At 60.1% G+C, this 15596-nt stretch carries 14 protein-coding genes and 1 pseudogene; 6 read left to right on the forward strand and 9 right to left on the reverse strand.

What is annotated here, in order from left to right:
* Positions 1-70 precede the first annotated feature (70 nt).
* Positions 71-259 carry a hypothetical protein gene (locus GGD53_RS04800; RefSeq protein ID WP_184454066.1) on the reverse strand — a complete coding sequence of 63 codons (189 nt, stop codon included), beginning with the start codon at positions 257-259 and terminating at the stop codon, positions 71-73.
* A 164-nt stretch (positions 260-423) separates the two neighbouring features.
* Here GGD53_RS04800 and GGD53_RS04805 point away from each other — a divergent pair, with 164 nt between their 5' ends.
* A complete protein-coding gene (locus tag GGD53_RS04805; protein WP_184454068.1) occupies positions 424-1338 on the forward strand; it encodes an HD-GYP domain-containing protein in 915 nt (304 codons plus the stop codon).
* 78 nt (positions 1339-1416) lie between these two features.
* Here the strand turns inward: GGD53_RS04805 and GGD53_RS04810 are convergent, their stop codons facing one another.
* From GGD53_RS04810 to GGD53_RS04835, 6 genes are all read right to left on the reverse strand, one after another.
* Positions 1417-2742 carry an aspartate aminotransferase family protein gene (locus GGD53_RS04810; protein WP_064804165.1) on the reverse strand — a complete coding sequence of 442 codons (1326 nt, stop codon included), beginning with the start codon at positions 2740-2742 and terminating at the stop codon, positions 1417-1419.
* A gap of 241 nt (positions 2743-2983) precedes the next feature.
* Positions 2984-3301 carry an ArsR/SmtB family transcription factor gene (locus tag GGD53_RS04815; protein ID WP_184454070.1) on the reverse strand — a complete coding sequence of 106 codons (318 nt, stop codon included), beginning with the start codon at positions 3299-3301 and terminating at the stop codon, positions 2984-2986.
* Positions 3302-3409: 108 nt separating this feature from the next.
* Positions 3410-4159 carry a HugZ family protein gene (locus tag GGD53_RS04820; protein ID WP_184454072.1) on the reverse strand — a complete coding sequence of 250 codons (750 nt, stop codon included), beginning with the start codon at positions 4157-4159 and terminating at the stop codon, positions 3410-3412.
* Positions 4160-4190: 31 nt separating this feature from the next.
* Positions 4191-5243 carry a choline ABC transporter ATP-binding protein gene (gene choV, locus GGD53_RS04825; protein WP_064804161.1) on the reverse strand — a complete coding sequence of 351 codons (1053 nt, stop codon included), beginning with the start codon at positions 5241-5243 and terminating at the stop codon, positions 4191-4193.
* Positions 5240-6085: a choline ABC transporter permease subunit gene (gene choW, locus GGD53_RS04830; protein WP_088393198.1), complete on the reverse strand. Its 846-nt coding sequence runs from the start codon at positions 6083-6085 to the stop codon at positions 5240-5242. The genes choV and choW overlap by 4 nt, the downstream gene beginning before the upstream one ends.
* Before the next feature lie 74 nt (positions 6086-6159).
* Positions 6160-7116: a choline ABC transporter substrate-binding protein gene (locus GGD53_RS04835; protein WP_184454074.1), complete on the reverse strand. Its 957-nt coding sequence runs from the start codon at positions 7114-7116 to the stop codon at positions 6160-6162.
* A 236-nt stretch (positions 7117-7352) separates the two neighbouring features.
* Between GGD53_RS04835 and GGD53_RS04840 the strand changes: the two genes are divergently transcribed.
* The 3 genes from GGD53_RS04840 (at position 7353) to GGD53_RS04850 (ending at position 10418) form a co-directional block, all read left to right on the forward strand.
* Positions 7353-7955: a thymidine kinase gene (locus GGD53_RS04840; protein ID WP_011426320.1), complete on the forward strand. Its 603-nt coding sequence runs from the start codon at positions 7353-7355 to the stop codon at positions 7953-7955.
* Positions 7956-8028: 73 nt separating this feature from the next.
* Entirely contained in the window at positions 8029-9102 is a 1074-nt protein-coding gene (locus tag GGD53_RS04845) for a hypothetical protein (RefSeq protein WP_184454076.1), read from the forward strand.
* 185 nt (positions 9103-9287) lie between these two features.
* Complete coding sequence (locus GGD53_RS04850; protein ID WP_184454078.1) at positions 9288-10418, forward strand: DUF2333 family protein; 1131 nt, start codon at positions 9288-9290, stop codon at positions 10416-10418.
* 11 nt (positions 10419-10429) lie between these two features.
* Here GGD53_RS04850 and GGD53_RS04855 read toward each other — a convergent pair.
* Together GGD53_RS04855 and GGD53_RS04860 are read right to left on the reverse strand one after the other, a co-directional pair.
* A pseudogene (locus GGD53_RS04855) lies at positions 10430-10885 on the reverse strand (diguanylate cyclase).
* Positions 10886-10931: 46 nt separating this feature from the next.
* On the reverse strand, positions 10932-11657 hold the full coding sequence (locus GGD53_RS04860; protein ID WP_184454080.1) for a helix-turn-helix transcriptional regulator: 726 nt from the start codon (positions 11655-11657) through the stop codon (positions 10932-10934).
* 331 nt (positions 11658-11988) lie between these two features.
* On the opposite strand from GGD53_RS04860, the gene GGD53_RS04865 reads away from it, so the two are divergent.
* Positions 11989-13659 (forward strand): hypothetical protein, encoded by a 1671-nt coding sequence (locus tag GGD53_RS04865; RefSeq protein ID WP_184454082.1) that lies wholly within the window; start codon positions 11989-11991, stop codon positions 13657-13659.
* 141 nt (positions 13660-13800) lie between these two features.
* Positions 13801-15480, forward strand: coding sequence for a formate--tetrahydrofolate ligase (locus GGD53_RS04870; protein ID WP_184454084.1), 1680 nt, complete (start codon positions 13801-13803; stop codon positions 15478-15480).
* The last annotated feature ends 116 nt before the right edge of the window (positions 15481-15596 follow it).

Raw genomic sequence — 15596 nt, forward strand, 5'->3', positions numbered from 1 at the left:
GCCGCGCCGGCTTTCCCGATCATTCAACAGCCTCCAGAGGCTGCGCCAAGGACGATCGGTAACGGTGCGATCAGCGAACCCGCCGGCCATGTTTGACTCGGGGAGGGCTCATGGCAAGATTTCTAGAAATTTTGATGAGATTGCGCAAGTTCATAACAAAATGGAAGAAAAATTCGGCCGATCCAGCCGAAAACTCAGTCGGACGGATCATTTCCTTCGTTTTTCCGTGGTTTTCAGAGGCGAGGCGGCGAATGGTCACGACCTGCCTCCGGACAAAATCACATCCATAAGGTTGTCTTTAACTTTCCTATTAACCGTTAGTTTGGCCAATGGCAGTAGTATCCAGGAGACCCCGAATACCGCCGCATTGAAAAAGAGAACTATACAAAGAATTAGATAGACCTATCGGGAAACAGAGATCTGATGCTCAAGCGTATCGACGCCGGTCAGGTGTGTATCGGAATGTTTGTGGAGGTTATCGAGGGCCTGTGGCAGGATCCGTTTTTGTCCAAGCGCAGATTTTCCCTGCGGCGGGAGATTGATGCTGCAAAAATTCGTAAATGCGGCACTGCCGGCGTCGTCATCAATACCAGCAAGGGGCTCGATACCAACGGCCTGCCGAGCCGTGACGTCGAGATCGACATTCAGGCCGCGCGCGAGACCGTTCAGAAATCAGTACCGTTGTTGGAAGAGGCTTTCGCAAAGTTGCGGAACGGCGATGGAGTCAGCATAGATCGCGTGGCGCCGGTGATCTCGTCCGTCTCCAAGTCGATGGATGAGAACCCTGCGGTGTTTCTGAGCGTCACGCGCCTGAAATCAAAGGACGAGGTAACCTTCCTGCATTCCATTTCGGTCAGCGCGCTGATGATCCTTTTCAGCCGCCATCTCGCACTCGACGAGCATACGATTCAGATGCTTGGCACCGCGGGTTTGCTGCACGATGTCGGCAAGCTTGAAGTTCCGCTTGAGGTGCTGAACAAGGCAGGGCCTCTGGAAAAAGATGAAATCGGCTTGCTTCGGGGCCATCCGGAGAAGGGGCACGCGATCCTGTCGCAGCAGGAGGGCATGTCGGACATCGTTCTCGACGTCTGCCTCAATCATCACGAACGCATCGACGGCAAAGGCTATCCGCGCAGCTTGCCAGCCAGCGAGGTGAGCCTCCACGCGCGGATGGCCACGATCTGCGATGTGTATGACGCCATTACCTCTGTGCGGCCATATAAGGCGCCGTGGAGTGCCAGCCAGGCACTGAAATGGATGTTCGGCGCCGAGGGGCATTTTGATCGCCAGCTCCTGAAAAAGTTCGCCCTCTGCCTTTCCGTCGCTTCTGTGAGCTGAGGTTTGCATTTTCAGACGAAAAGACCCGCGAGAACATTGTCCATCGCGGGTCTTTGGTAGAGGGCCTCGTGGGCGTCTTCAGATGTTGTTCTGAAGGATGGTCCGCAGCTTGCCGAAGAGCTCGTCGATATGCTGTTTCTCGATGATCAGCGGCGGGGAGAGTGCGATGATGTCACCGGTGGTGCGGATCAGAAGCCCGCTCTCATAGGCCTTCAGGAAGGCGGTGAAGGCGCGCTTCGTCGGTTCGCCGGCGATCGGGTCGAGTTCGATTGCGCCGATCAGGCCGGTGTTCCTGATGTCGATGACGTTGGGGCAGTCCCTGAGCGAATGCAGCGCGTCGGCCCAATAATCCGAAAGCTCGGCGGCGCGGGTGAGCAGACCTTCTTCCTTATAGGTGTCGAGCGTGGCGAGGGCTGCGGCGGAAGCGATCGGGTTCCCGGAATAGGTATAGCCGTGGAAGAACTCGATCATGTGCTCCGGCCCGTTCATGAAGGCGTCATGGATTTCGGAGGTGACGAACACGGCGCCCATCGGAATGACGCCGTTGGTCAGCCCCTTGGCGGTGGTGATCATGTCGGGCTTGACGTCGTAATATTGCGCGGCGAAGGGGGCGCCGAGACGGCCGAAACCGGTGATGACTTCGTCGAAGATCAGAAGGATGCCGTGTTTGGTGCAGATTTCGCGCAGCTTCTGCAAGTAGCCCTTCGGCGGAATCAGAACGCCGGTGGAGCCCGCCACCGGCTCGATGATGACGGCGGCGATCGTGGAGGCGTCATGCAGCGTGACGATGCGCTCGAGTTCGGTGGCGATGTCGCCGCCATGCTCAGGTTCGCCGCGGGTGAAGTTGTTCTTGCCGGGCTGGTGGGTGTGCGGCATGTGATCGACACCGGTCAGGAGCGTGCCGAACATCTTGCGGTTGGCGACGATGCCGCCGACGGAGATGCCGCCGAAATTGACGCCGTGATAGCCGCGCTCGCGGCCGATCAGGCGGAAACGCGAACCGTTACCCTTCACGCGGTGATAGGCAAGCGCCACCTTGAGGGCAGTCTCGACGGATTCGGAACCGGAATTAGTGTAGAGGACGTGGTTCATGCCTTCCGGAGCGATATCGACCAGGCGGTTCGCCAGTTCGAACGCTTTGGGATGGCCGAGCTGGAAAGCCGGCGCGTAATCGAGTTCACCCGCCTGTTCGCGGATGGCTTCGGTGATTTTCGGGCGGCAGTGGCCGGCGTTGACGCACCATAGGCCAGCCGTGCCGTCCAACACCTGACGACCGTCATGGGTGGTATAATACATGTCCTTGGCGCCGACGAATAACCGCGGCTCCTTCTTGAACTGGCGATTTGCCGTGAATGGCATCCAAAAGGCACGAAGATCGTTCGGTGCATTGAGGCGGTTGGACATGCTGTTCTCCTGGCCCTTGGCGGCCCGTTCCCGGGGGCTTGTCGCCCGAATTTTTACTGCCCGGTCAAATTATCAGGGCTTCCCAACGCGTCAACGAGAAATGTCCCGACAAAAAAGCACAACCGGCAAATCGCGAGATTTGCCGGTCGTTTTGAGTTCAGCTGCTGGAATACGTTGCCGAGACTTCCGGTGAGCATTTCCTTCGGCGCGGCAGCGGCCAACGCTTATGTCAGCGCTATCATCAGGCTGCGGATCTGCTTCTGCTCGGAACGACGTAGATGTCTTCGAGCGTCGCCAGGATCTTCATGACAGGCTCGGAAGTACTCGAATAGTAGATGGTCTGGGCGTCGCGGCGAGTCTTGACCAGCTTCTGCGCACGCAGTTTCGAAAGGTGCTGTGAAAGCGCCGACTGGCTGAGGCCGACTTGTGTGGCAAGCACGCCGACGGCGACTTCGCCCTTCACCAGGCTGCACAGGATCAGCAATCTTTTGGGATTGGCCATGGCTGACAATAGGGCTGCCGCCACATTCGTGTGGTCAGCCAAATCGGGGGTTTCCATATTGTTATCTTCCTAATGCGAAACGTACATCATCTATCTGGTAAGGGCTGTCTGCCGGAGCCCGCGGCAAAATTAGCAACTGGGCTCGAAGATTGTATATACCTAAATTTAAGGTATCGAGTATGCTATTTTAGATATGTTTGAACAAATGTGATCGGAATCCACAGCGAGCGTTTCGAATTCGTATCGCAGCAAAAAGTCGCCGGAAATGATCTCAAAACCCGCCGGATCGATGCCGCAGATGCGCCAAGAAGCCGATTTCGGGGCTTTTAAGCGCGCTGCAAGGGCTCCCGCCACATCGGGATGGCGTTCTACTAAATCTCGCACTGTTTCGGCCGCTTTGGCGGCGATCTCTTCGTTTGCCGGCGACTGGATGATGAGATCCCCGCCGTCGAGATGGTAGGCGCGACCGAAGCCGGCGTTGAGGCTCGCCTGCTCCGGTTTGAGACGGAAGAAGAGGAAATCGGGGAAATCGATATAGAGATTTGCCTTGGGATGGCGATCGAGGAAACGCGTGCGAATGCGCTCGTGAAACCGATGACCATGCTCAATCGGCTCCGCGATGCATTGGGTCGTCAGCCGGCCATGGGCAAGCGGATCGCCCTTGCCGGGCTCGCCGGTCAGCAACGAGGCGCGCGGGTCTCTTGCGAGCGCCTTTGTGTGAGCCGAAAGTTTCGAAACCAGGATGACGGGGACGCCGTCGATATCGGTGGCGAGGAGGACACGGCTGGCAAAGGGAAAACCGGTGTCGGGATCGAGAACGGCAATCGCTGCGTACCGTGCGGAGCGCAACAGCACGCGGGCGAGCCTGCGGGCCTCGTCGTCGGTTTCGCGTAAGGGCGAGGGCTGATCTTTCATACCCGCTTTGTGGCAAAGCGGATCGAAAACATCAAGCGTCCTCCTTGCGGCGATGGCGCGTGAGGCCGGCGACGATATCCTGGGCGGTGATGGTGCCGATGACAGTACCGTTTTCCACGATGCCGATGCTGCCCGGCTGGCGGGCGAGTACATCGAGGACATCGACGAGCGGGGTCGCGGCACGGGCCGTGGCGCTGACGCTCATGCCGGCGGCCGTCTGGCCGAGGCCGGGCTGCATGACGTCGGCGGCGGTCAGCATGTTGATCGGATTGAGGTTCTGCACAAAGTCGGCGACATACTGGTCCGCGGGGTTCTTGACGATGTCGTGCGGCGTTCCGCACTGGATGATCCGGCCGCCCTCCATGATGGCGATACGGTTGCCGATGCGGAAGGCCTCGTCGAGATCGTGGCTGACGAAGAGAATGGTCTTCTTCAGCCGCCGCTGGAACTCCAGGAGTTCGTCCTGCAGGCGGGTGCGGATCAGCGGGTCGAGCGCCGAGAACGGCTCGTCCATGAGCAGGATCGGGGCGCCGGTAGCAAAGGCGCGGGCAAGGCCGACACGCTGCTGCATGCCGCCTGACAGCTCGTTGACCTTGCGGTTCGCCCATTTCGTCAGGTTGACAAGTTCGAGCTGCTCGCCGACGCGGGCCTTGCGTTCGGCCTCAGGCATGCCGGCGAGTTCGAGACCGAAGCCGACATTTTCGGCGACGGTGCGCCAGGGCAGGAGAGCGAACTGCTGGAACACCATGGAGACGGTGTGGGTTCGCAGTTCGCGCAGCGCCTTGGCATTGCATTTGTAAGGGTTGACGAGGCCGGTGGTCGTGGAGACCGCGACGTCGCCGCGCACCACGGGAGCGAGCCCGTTGACGGCCCGCAGCAAGGTCGACTTGCCCGAACCGGAAAGGCCCATCAGCACGAGGATCTCGCCTTCCTCGATCGTTAGCGACGCATTGGCGACGCCGAGCACCAGGCCGGTCGCGGCGCCGATCTCGTCACGCGTTTTGCCCTGGTCGGCCATGGCAAGGGCGGCTTCCGGTCGGTCGCCGAAGATAATACTGACATCCTTGAAGCTTACCGCGGTCATGCGCCGTCTCCTTCACCCGCCGTGCGGAACATGCGGTCGAGAATGATCGCCAGGATGACGATACAGAGACCGGCTTCGAAGCCTTTTGCGACATTGACGGTGTTCAGCGCACGCACGACCGGCACGCCGAGACCATCGGCGCCGACGAGTGCGGCGATGACTACCATCGATAGCGACAACATAATGGTCTGGGTGAGGCCCGCCATGATCTGCGGCGCGGCGAAGGGGAGCTCGACCTTGCGCAGCACCTGCATCGGCCGTGCGCCGAAGGCGACCGCGGCTTCGACAAGGGAGGGCGGCGTCGAGATGATGCCGAGACGTGTCAACCGGATGGGAGCGGGGATTGCGAAGATGACGGTCGCGATCAGGCCCGGAACCATTCCAAGGCCGAAGAGGATCAGCGCCGGGATCAGGTAGACAAATGTCGGAATGGTCTGCATCAGATCGAGTACCGGGCGCATGGCTGCGTAGACCCAGGCGCGGCGGGCGGCCGCGATACCGAGCGGAATACCGATCACCATGCTGACAAAGGTGGAGGCGAGCACGAGGGCGAGCGTCTCCGTCGTCTCCTTCCAGTATCCTTGGTTCATGATGAGCAGCAGCCCAAGACATGTGAAGAGCGTGATCGCGATCGACCGCCGAAGCCAGAAGGCGAGGGCGGAAATGACCGCGATGACAATCAGCGGATGCGGCTTTTGCAGCACGAAGAGCAGGCCGTCGATGACGTGCGACAGCAGAAAGGCAAGCTGGTTGAAGAACCATTCGCCATTCGAGGTCAGCCAGTCCACGAAGGATTTGGCCAATGGGCCGATGGGAATCTTAGAGTCGGTGATCCAATTCAAGAGCGCGCCTATCCAGAAAAAACTAACAATCGGACAAAAATGAAGCGGGGCGGCGAGCCGCCCCGTTCATGCGATCAAAGGCCGAGGCTGGTCTTGGCGGCCGCCAGCGCGTCGCCCTTGCCGTCGCGGGTCTTGACGCCGGCGAGCCAGGGCTCGAGCGCCGACGGGTTGGCCTTCAGCCATTCGGTAGCCGCAGCTTCCGGCTCCTTGCCGTCGTCGAGGATCTTGCCCATGATCTGGTTCTCCATGTCGAGGGAGAACGTCAGGTTCTTCAGCATGGCGCCGACATTCGGGCATTCGCCGAGGTAGCCGGCGCGGACATTGGTAAAGACCTTGGCGCCGCCGAAGTCGGGACCGAAGACGTCGTCGCCGCCCGTGAGGTAGGTCAGCTTGAAGTTGGTGTTCATCGGATGGGGTTCCCAGCCGAGGAAAACGACGGGCTTGCCTGCTTTTTCGGCGCGAGCGACCTGGGCGAGCATGCCCTGTTCGGAGGATTCGACGACTTCCATATCCTTCATGCCGAAGGTGTTCTTTTCGATCAGATCCATGACGAGGCGGTTGCCGTCATTGCCGGGCTCGATACCGTAGATCTTGCCGTCGAGATCGTCCTTATGGGCGGCGATATCCTTGAAGTCCTTGATGCCGAGCTCGGCACCCTTGGCGTTGGTGGCGAGCGTGTACTTGGCGCCGACGAGGTTGGGGCCGAAGGATTCGACCGACTTGTCATCGATATAGGGGCGGACGTCCTTTTCCTGTGTCGGCATCCAGTTGCCGAGGAAGATGTCGATGTCCTTATTCTTCAGCGAGGTGTAGGTGACCGGCACCGAGAGGACCTTGATGTCGGTCTGGTAGCCGATGCTTTTCAGGACGACGGATGCGGTCGCCGTGGTGGCGGTGATATCAGTCCAGCCGACGTCGGAGAAGTGGACGGTGGAGCAGCTGTCTGGATCGGCGGCGAAAGCGGCGGTCGCAACGGAGAGGGCGGCGACGGCAGTTGCAGTGACGAGTTTGAATGTGCTTGTTGTTTTCATTTTAGACTCCCAGTCTTTAGGTCCCCAAGCCAATCACCAATAGCCGAGTTTGACAAGCGACCTCAGTGTGTTTGCGTCGTATCGACGGGTGCGATTGCGACGTCTGCAGATTTTTCGCAGTCGCGGGTTTTCGCGGCTTTCGGCGGGTTTTGGGCGTCAATTCCTGTGATTATCGCCGTTGCGGGGCTTTTCTTTGCCAATCCGAGCTTTCAATAAACCGATCAAGGAGAAATCGGATGGCAAAGCTCTATTTCAACTACTCGACGATGAACGCCGGCAAGTCGACGATGCTGCTGCAGGCCTCCTATAATTATCAGGAGCGCGGCATGCGGACGGTGCAGCTGATCGCCGCCTTCGACGAGCGCGCCGGCCGCGGCGTCATCGGCTCGCGGATCGGGCTGGAGGCGAGCGCCATTCCCTTCGAGCCGGACGAGGATCTGTTCCGGCTGGTCATGACGCTGAGCGGCGAAGGGGCGCCGATCTCCTGCGTCTTCGTCGACGAGGCGCATTTCATGACGCCTCTCCATGTCTGGCAGCTTGCCCGCATCGTCGACCGGCTCGGCATCCCCGTCATGGTCTACGGGCTGAGGACGGATTTTCAGGGCAAGCTGTTTCCGGCCTCACAGGAGCTTTTGGCGATCGCGGACGAAATGCGCGAGGTGCGCACGATCTGCCACTGCGGGCGTAAGGCGACGATGGTGGTGCGGCTGGACGCGCAGGGAAAGGTGCTGCATGAAGGCGCGCAGATCGACGTCGGCGGCAATGAGAAGTATGTCTCGCTCTGCCGCAGGCACTGGGATGACGAAATGAACGGGGCCTGGATCGCCGAGCCGGTGTGAGGCGGTGACAGGGCCGGTTTTCTTCGGCGTCTGGAGCGGCTAGCTTGGGCAGGAGATTCTCCGGAGGGATGAGGTGCGCAAAGCTCCGCCATTCGACAGTCAGTACGAAGCCGCAGGCGGCCTTGCCGAAAAGATTGCGGCCGAGGGAGCCTATTGCGAAGCCTGCATCCGCGGCTTTGACAGCGAAGAAACACGATCGGCCGACGAGGTTTTTCTCGAACAGAATGCGCGTTTCCAGGCCCATATCGCCGATGGCGCGGCGCTCGATGCGTTGCTTGCCGAGCTGGTCTTTACGTTGGACCGCATGACGGCAGAGGTTTCGGCCGATCTCGACAGTTTCCGCGGATTGACGCTGCGCGAGAAAATGGCCGGCTGGACATCACGCCATCGGATGTGGCGCATGTATACTGAACGGGTGCGCGAGGCGCCTGTCATCGAGCGGCTGCTCGATCTCCTGGCGAAATCGGACGCGCTCGCCAGGCTGATCGTGAGCCAGCGCACCTCTATCATCGAACGCCACAAGATAGCCGAACATGGTCTCGTGCGCATTGTCGAGCAACGGCGCCGGCTGGTCGATTCCATCGACATCGCCCGGCTGAAGATGAAGGAGCTCAACGCCAAAGCACTGACGACGCAGGGCCGTATCGGCGTCTATGGCAACAGGGCGCACTGGGAACAGATGGAGGCAGAGCGGCGGGCGTTGAAGGCAGAGGCCGAACAAATTTCCGCGGAGGAGCACGAGATGCGGGACGACAGCCAGCGGCGCGAGCGCTTCATCGGCCTGTTCCAGGCTTTCGTCGATTCGTTGAATGGCCGGATCGGTGCCTGCAACGTCTTGCTGCGCAAGCTGATGATCGATGTCGAGGAGCGGCTGATCATCTATCAGGCGCAGGTCGATACCGACCGGCCGGGCATGAAGGTCAGGATCAAGCCGGAGCTCTTCCCCGATATAGCAGCACCGATCAGGCTGTTCGAGAAGGGCATGCTGGTCGCCCAGGATCTGGAGCGGCGCAAGAGCCGGGCCGACCTCGACGTCGCCGGAAAGTTTCCGGCCTATGCCGAGCCGGCGCCGGAAACGCCGGGAGCGCCGCTCATCGATCCCGCTCGCAGGTCCTTCCGCTTCAGCCTGCCTTTCCTGCGTTCCTGATCCGTGCCTCGCGCCGTCCGCGCTGCTTTCATTCGTAAAAATCGAGGCGCTCGTGTTGTGCTCGGCCTGACGAGCGCATATGTGGATGCAGCGGGGCGGCGCAGTAACTCTAAGTGCTACAGCGTCCTTAGCGCGCCTAAAAAAGCGCGGCGCTGTTTGTTCGCCTCGCCTGACAGGAGACGACGATGCTTGACCGGATAGCCGGTTTTTTCAGGCTGATGGGCCAGACGATCGGCCGCTGGGCCCGCCTGTTTTTCGCTTGGGCCTTCTGGCCCTTTCTTGCCGCGCATGGCTGGTACCAGCGCCGGAGCTGGCTGATCCGGCTGCCGATTATCGCATTCGTGGCGCTCTTCGCCGTACTTTACGGCTATTTCTTCTGGCAGACGCAGGTCTGGTCGAACTTCAACACCGCCTTTGTCGACCAATACCGGTTTTCGGAACGCAAGATTGCCGCCGGGCAGGAACTGCCGTCCGCCGAGGGCGCGAGCGGCGCGGCCACCAAGACCTGTCAGCGCTCAGCCATTGTCGATGTCACGGCTGACCTTACCGATTTCAACGTCAACCAGAACGCATGGATTTCTTCCATGCTGCTCTACAAAATGGGCTTCTTCGGGATCGACTGGGATCACACGCCCTTCCTCGACAACAAGGCCTCATTCCAGCGCGGCATCAACCAGGCAGTCCGGCGTACCTCGGCGGAGCTTGTCGATACACTCGGGCGCGTGCGCGGCACGTCTGGCATCAACAACGATCTGCAGAGCGCACGCGGCAATCTGCAGTTCGACGAATATAGCTGGTATTTCGGGCTCAATCCCTTCGGGCCTAAAACGCCGACGCCTTCCTACTACCGCTCGGCGATCGGCAGCTTACGCAAGTTCAATACTGATCTGTCCGCCTGCAACGTTATTTTCGACGGCCGCGCCGACAATCTGATGCAGTTCATCGATCGCATCGCCAACGATCTCGGCTCCACCTCCGACATGCTCGCCGAGCGCTCGGAACACCATAATCGCGGCTGGTTCGACACGCGTGCCGACGATCGGTTCTGGTTCGCCTACGGCCAGCTTTATGCCTATTACGCCATCCTGACCGCTGCGCAGGCGGATTTCTCGCAGGTGGTGCAGGAACGCAATCTCGGCGCGATCTGGAGCGGCACCACGAGGCAGTTCCAGGCGGCACTGCGCATCCAGCCCTCGATCATCTCGAACGGCCGCGAAGACGGCTGGATCATGCCGAGCCACCTCGCGACCATGGGCTTCTATATCTTGAGGGTGCGCTCGAACCTCGTCGAGATCCGGTCGGTGCTCGATCGTTAGAGCGTTGCGCGTCAGCGGCGCGCCGCATGAACCTCGAAGCCAACGACGCGCAGCTTCTCGACGAATTCATAGGTGACGCCGACGATGCCGCCGCCGCTGGCATCGTCACGGAAGCGGCCGATGCTGCGCACCAACTTGTAACCGCCGAGCCGTCGACGCGATAGACGAAACGAAAGCCGATGCCGTGAAGGCTTGCCTCCTCGAAGGTCTGAGCGATCAGGCTGCGGTCTTCGGCGTGAATTCGAGACATCAGTTCGGCCAGATTGACCGGCCTGTCGCTATAGGGAAGATCGAAGATCGCGTGCACATCCTCGCTTGCAAAGAAATGTCCGGTTTCGATGTCGATGCCAGAAGCCGAAAAGGCGATAGGCAGCAATCATCTGAACGATTTCCGCATCGGTGATGCCGATATGGGCGCGGGACTGTGCTATCTTGTCGACGACAGGCTGTTCGAAGCGAAGAGACACGATTCCCCCAATTCACGGGACGACGTGCTGACCCTCTTCTGATTTTTCAGCTGATCAGCTTCAATCGAATTGCTTTTGCTACCAACTGGGTGCGATTGACGCAATCGAGTTTTTTGATCGCATTGGTCATATAGGCATTCACCGTATGATCGGAGAGCGTCAGGATCTGGCCGATCTCGATCGAGGTCTTGCCCTGTGCCGTCCAGCGCACGACTTCAAGTTCACGCGCCGACAGCGCATTGTGCGCGTTTTCCTCGTTGCGCTTGACCGCATTGAATGCGTCGAGGGCATGCAGGATGATGATCGCCAGCTCGTTGACTTCGCTCTGGCCGAGCGCCGCACGTTCGCCGCAGAACCAGAAGACCAGGCGCCGGCCATCGACTGCAATGGTTGGCATTGCAACGCCCGCAGGTATCGCATGGCGCAGCATCAAGGCGCGCAGCTCGACCGGAAAGGCCTGTCCATTGACGGCATCGTTGAGGTGCCAGGCCTGCGGCACGGCTGACTCCCTCAACCGTATGCCGAAAGGGCAACCACGCATCATGTTGGCGCGATCGAAATCCCTGATATAGGCCGCGGGAAGCGAGCTTTCGATCAGCAGCGGTTTCAGGAGGAGGTCTTCCGGCGAGGGAGCGTGCATCAGCGTCGCATAGGACAGTCCGAAGGCCGCGGAGACTCTGCCGAGTCCTTGTGCAAACAGGCCGCGTGTTCCTGCAACAGCAAGTTCCGCCGAAAGCAACGACTGTCTTTCAGAGGTAGTCATGTAAGACATTTGTACGCTCCCGGCAGCCTCAATGTTAACGCTATCAAATACTCAAACACCGCCGGACGCTAGCCCCAATTGCCTTATCTCAAGCCGATTAGGTCGAAAGGCGCAGAAATAGTCACGACTGCGCGCGCCTCGGTTGAGTTGCGGCTTGCGCAAGTAGCGTTGTGGTATCTTTGACTTCTGCTGCGGCGGGACAGCTGTGGATACCGGCTGCTCCGGGCAGGAAGAGAATCGGGCCGGAAGAGCCTGGGCGGCGAGACGCGCCAAAACTGGCTTGCTGCGGCACGATGCAATTGATAGGCGTATTATCATGTATAACTGAGGCGATTTAATCGTGCGCTTTGCATCCAGCCTGCATTTTAAGCATCTGTTTTCTCTGCCAGTACTTGTTTTTCTTTTGTTGAACTTGCCGGTCGATGTCGCGACCTCGCAGGCAGCCGGGCAGAAGGCGGCAGGGCAGCCGCCGATGCGCTTCATCCTCGTGCACCATCTCCTCTGCATGGAGGACTGTCCGGGATGGATATCGGCAGAGGGACGCATAACCTCCGACACGCCCGCGCAACTGCGAAAAATCCTCAAGAAGATCGGTAACCGAAAGCCGCCGATCGTCTTCCGTTCCGAGGGCGGGGATGTCGATGCCGCCTATGCGATGGGCCGTATGATCCGCAAAGCGGGTCTGGAAACGGCGGTAGGCGGCACTAGGCTGAAGGATTGCCCGCCGGACGATCTGCGCTGCGATGCCGCCATCGCAAAGGACGGGACCGCGCTTGGTAACACCTATTCGGACGGCGCATATTGCTTTTCCGCCTGCCCGCTGGCGTTTGCGGGCGGCACGTCGCGTGTCGCGTCACAATGGGCTTTCATCGGTGTTCACCAGATCACGACGATCTATAACGGGGTGCGCGTTTCCTACCGTATCGAATACAAGATCGTGAACGGCAAGAAGAAGGAAATCTCCCGCAAGGAAGTCGGGCGCAAGTCGGCCGGGCAGAGCAGCTCCACCAAGCTCGGCAAGAAGGCCAGCAACGCCCTAATGGCCTATTTGAAGGAGATGGGGGTCGATAAGGATCTGGTGGATCATATGATGAGCGCCACGCCGGACAGCATCAAGATCGTGCCGCCCGCAGAGGCAATTCGAATAGGCCTCATGACCGACATGCTGTCTTACAGCGAGCGGCCGGGAATGCCGCTTTGCGCACCGGATGCAGCCGCCGAGGCTGTCTGCCACGGACATCGGGCGGTCCAGCCGCCTCTGGCTGAGGCGCCGGTATCCGAGGCACCGGCGCAGAATGCCTCCGGAGGCGCAAGCGAGAGCCTGCCGAAAACTCGGCCCATGGATTTTCTCCTGATGTCCAACGGCAATTGCCAGGAAGAGTGCACGCAATGGATTTCGGCGGATGGAGACATCACGCCGGATACGCCGGCTCAGCTGGAAGCGATCCTGAAGGCGCTTGGCGAAAGGAAACTCCCGATCGTCCTTCAGTCCAATGGCGGGGATATGGATGCGGCTTTTGCAATGGGGCGTTTGATCCGTGCTGCAGGTCTGGAGACGTCGATCGGCAGAACGCAGTTGCCGAATTGTCCGAAGCAGGACCCGCGTTGCAAAGCCAGCATCGCCGAAAGCGGACTGACTGAAGGCGAAGTCTTTGCCGGCCGTGCGTACTGCCTTTCGACCTGTACTCTTGTCCTGATGAGCGGAACGCCGCGGATCGTCGGATATTCCGCTATCGGCCTCGTCAGACCGACGGCGTTTGAATACATGAAATTCTTCGCCTATTTCGATGAGATGGGCGTCACTGCCGAGACCTACGAGACGATGATGCTCGCGACATCAATTGAGCGAAAGCTTGTGCTTCGTTCTCAGGCGCTCGAGCTAGGCATCATCAATGGCGTTATTCCTTATGGGGAAGAGCCCGGCTCCCATGTCTGTGGCCCACAGGCGAAGGAAAGTCTCCAATGCCCTACAGCGCCGCGCGTTTTATCAGACGCGCAAAGGGCGCTGTAACATTTTGAATCTACGCACCATACCTTCCATGATCCAGCGTGGCCGCAAGGCGAGCGCTATTCACAGCTTGCCGATATTTCGATATCTCAATGACGAGGACAAATGCCCTCGCGCCTGCGCGGGCCGGGACGGGGAACATCCATGCCAGCAATCAAATCGGATATCGAGATCGCGCGCGCCGCGGCCAAGAAGCCGATCTTCGAGATCGGGGCGAAGCTAGGCATCGCGGCCGAGCAGCTCCTCCCCTACGGCCACGACAAGGCAAAGGTCAGCGCCGAGTTCATTGCGGCGCAGGCAGGCAAGAAGGACGGCAAGCTGATCCTCGTCACTGCGATCAATCCGACGCCTGCCGGCGAGGGCAAGACGACGACGACCGTCGGCCTCGGCGACGGGCTGAACCGGATCGGCAAAAAGGCAATCGTCTGCATTCGCGAGGCGTCGCTCGGTCCCTGTTTCGGCGTCAAGGGCGGGGCGGCCGGCGGCGGTTATGCGCAGGTCGTGCCGATGGAAGATATCAACCTGCATTTCACCGGCGATTTCCACGCGATCACCTCGGCCCACAATCTGCTGGCGGCGATCATCGACAACCACATCTATTGGGGCAACGAAGAGAATATCGACATCCGCCGCATCACCTGGCGGCGGGTCATGGATATGAACGACCGGGCGCTGAGGAGCATGGTCTCCTCGCTCGGCGGCGTCGCCAACGGTTTTCCACGCCAGGGCGGCTTCGACATTACCGTCGCCTCCGAGGTGATGGCGATCCTCTGCCTCGCCACCGATCTCAAGGATCTGGAGCGGCGGCTCGGTGACATCATCATCGGTTACCGCTTTGACAAGACGCCGGTGCATGCGCGCGATCTGAAAGCCGACGGCGCCATGGCCGTGCTGCTGAAGGACGCGATGCAGCCGAACCTCGTGCAGACGCTGGAGAACAATCCGGCCTTCGTGCATGGCGGTCCGTTCGCCAATATCGCTCATGGCTGCAATTCGGTGACGGCGACGAAGACGGCGCTGAAGCTCGGAGAGTATGTGGTGACGGAAGCGGGATTCGGGGCCGATCTCGGGGCTGAAAAATTCTTCAACATCAAATGCCGCAAGGCCGGGCTGAAGCCGGACGCGGCCGTTATCGTCGCGACCATCCGGGCGCTGAAGATGAATGGCGGCGTGAAGAAGGAGAATCTCGGCACGGAGGACGTCGCGGCGCTGAAGAAGGGCTGCGCCAATCTCGGCCGCCATGTTGCCAATGTGCGCCGCTTCGGCGTGCCCGTCGTCGTCGCGATCAATCATTTCGTCACGGATACCGATGCGGAGATCGCGGCGGTGAAGGAATTCGTCTCGCGGCTCGGCGCCGAAGCGATCCTCTGCCAGCATTGGGCCAAAGGTTCGGCCGGCATCGAGGAACTGGCGCACAAGGTGGTGGAACTGGCCGAATCGGGTCAAGCGAAATTTCAGCCGCTCTACGGGGACGACATTTCACTGTTCGAGAAGATCGAGATCGTCGCCTCGAAGATCTACCATGCCGGCGAGGTGACCGCCGACAAGGCGGTGCGCGATCAGCTGCAGACATGGGAGGAGCAGGGCTACGGCAAGCTGCCGGTCTGCATGGCGAAGACGCAATATTCCTTCTCCACCGATCCGAACCTGCGCGGCGCGCCGGAAGGCCATATCGTTTCGGTGCGCGAGGTGCGGCTCTCGGCCGGCGCCGGCTTCGTCGTCGCCATCACCGGCGAGATCATGACGATGCCGGGCCTGCCGAAATCGCCGTCGGCGGAGCGGATTTTTCTAAATGAGCAGGGTTTTATCGAGGGGTTGTTCTGATCAGGCGTGGTGAAGGGACGGATGCGGCCTCTGAATCCTCCCTTCTCCCCTCGGGGCCCGAGGGGAGAAGAGGATATGCCGCACCGTCTCCGTTCCCCGCCAGTTGTCGCTTGATG

Origin of the sequence: Rhizobium aethiopicum, from assembly GCF_014197535.1 — a bacterium.
In the GTDB taxonomy this organism is placed as follows: Bacteria; Pseudomonadota; Alphaproteobacteria; order Rhizobiales; family Rhizobiaceae; genus Rhizobium; species Rhizobium aethiopicum_A.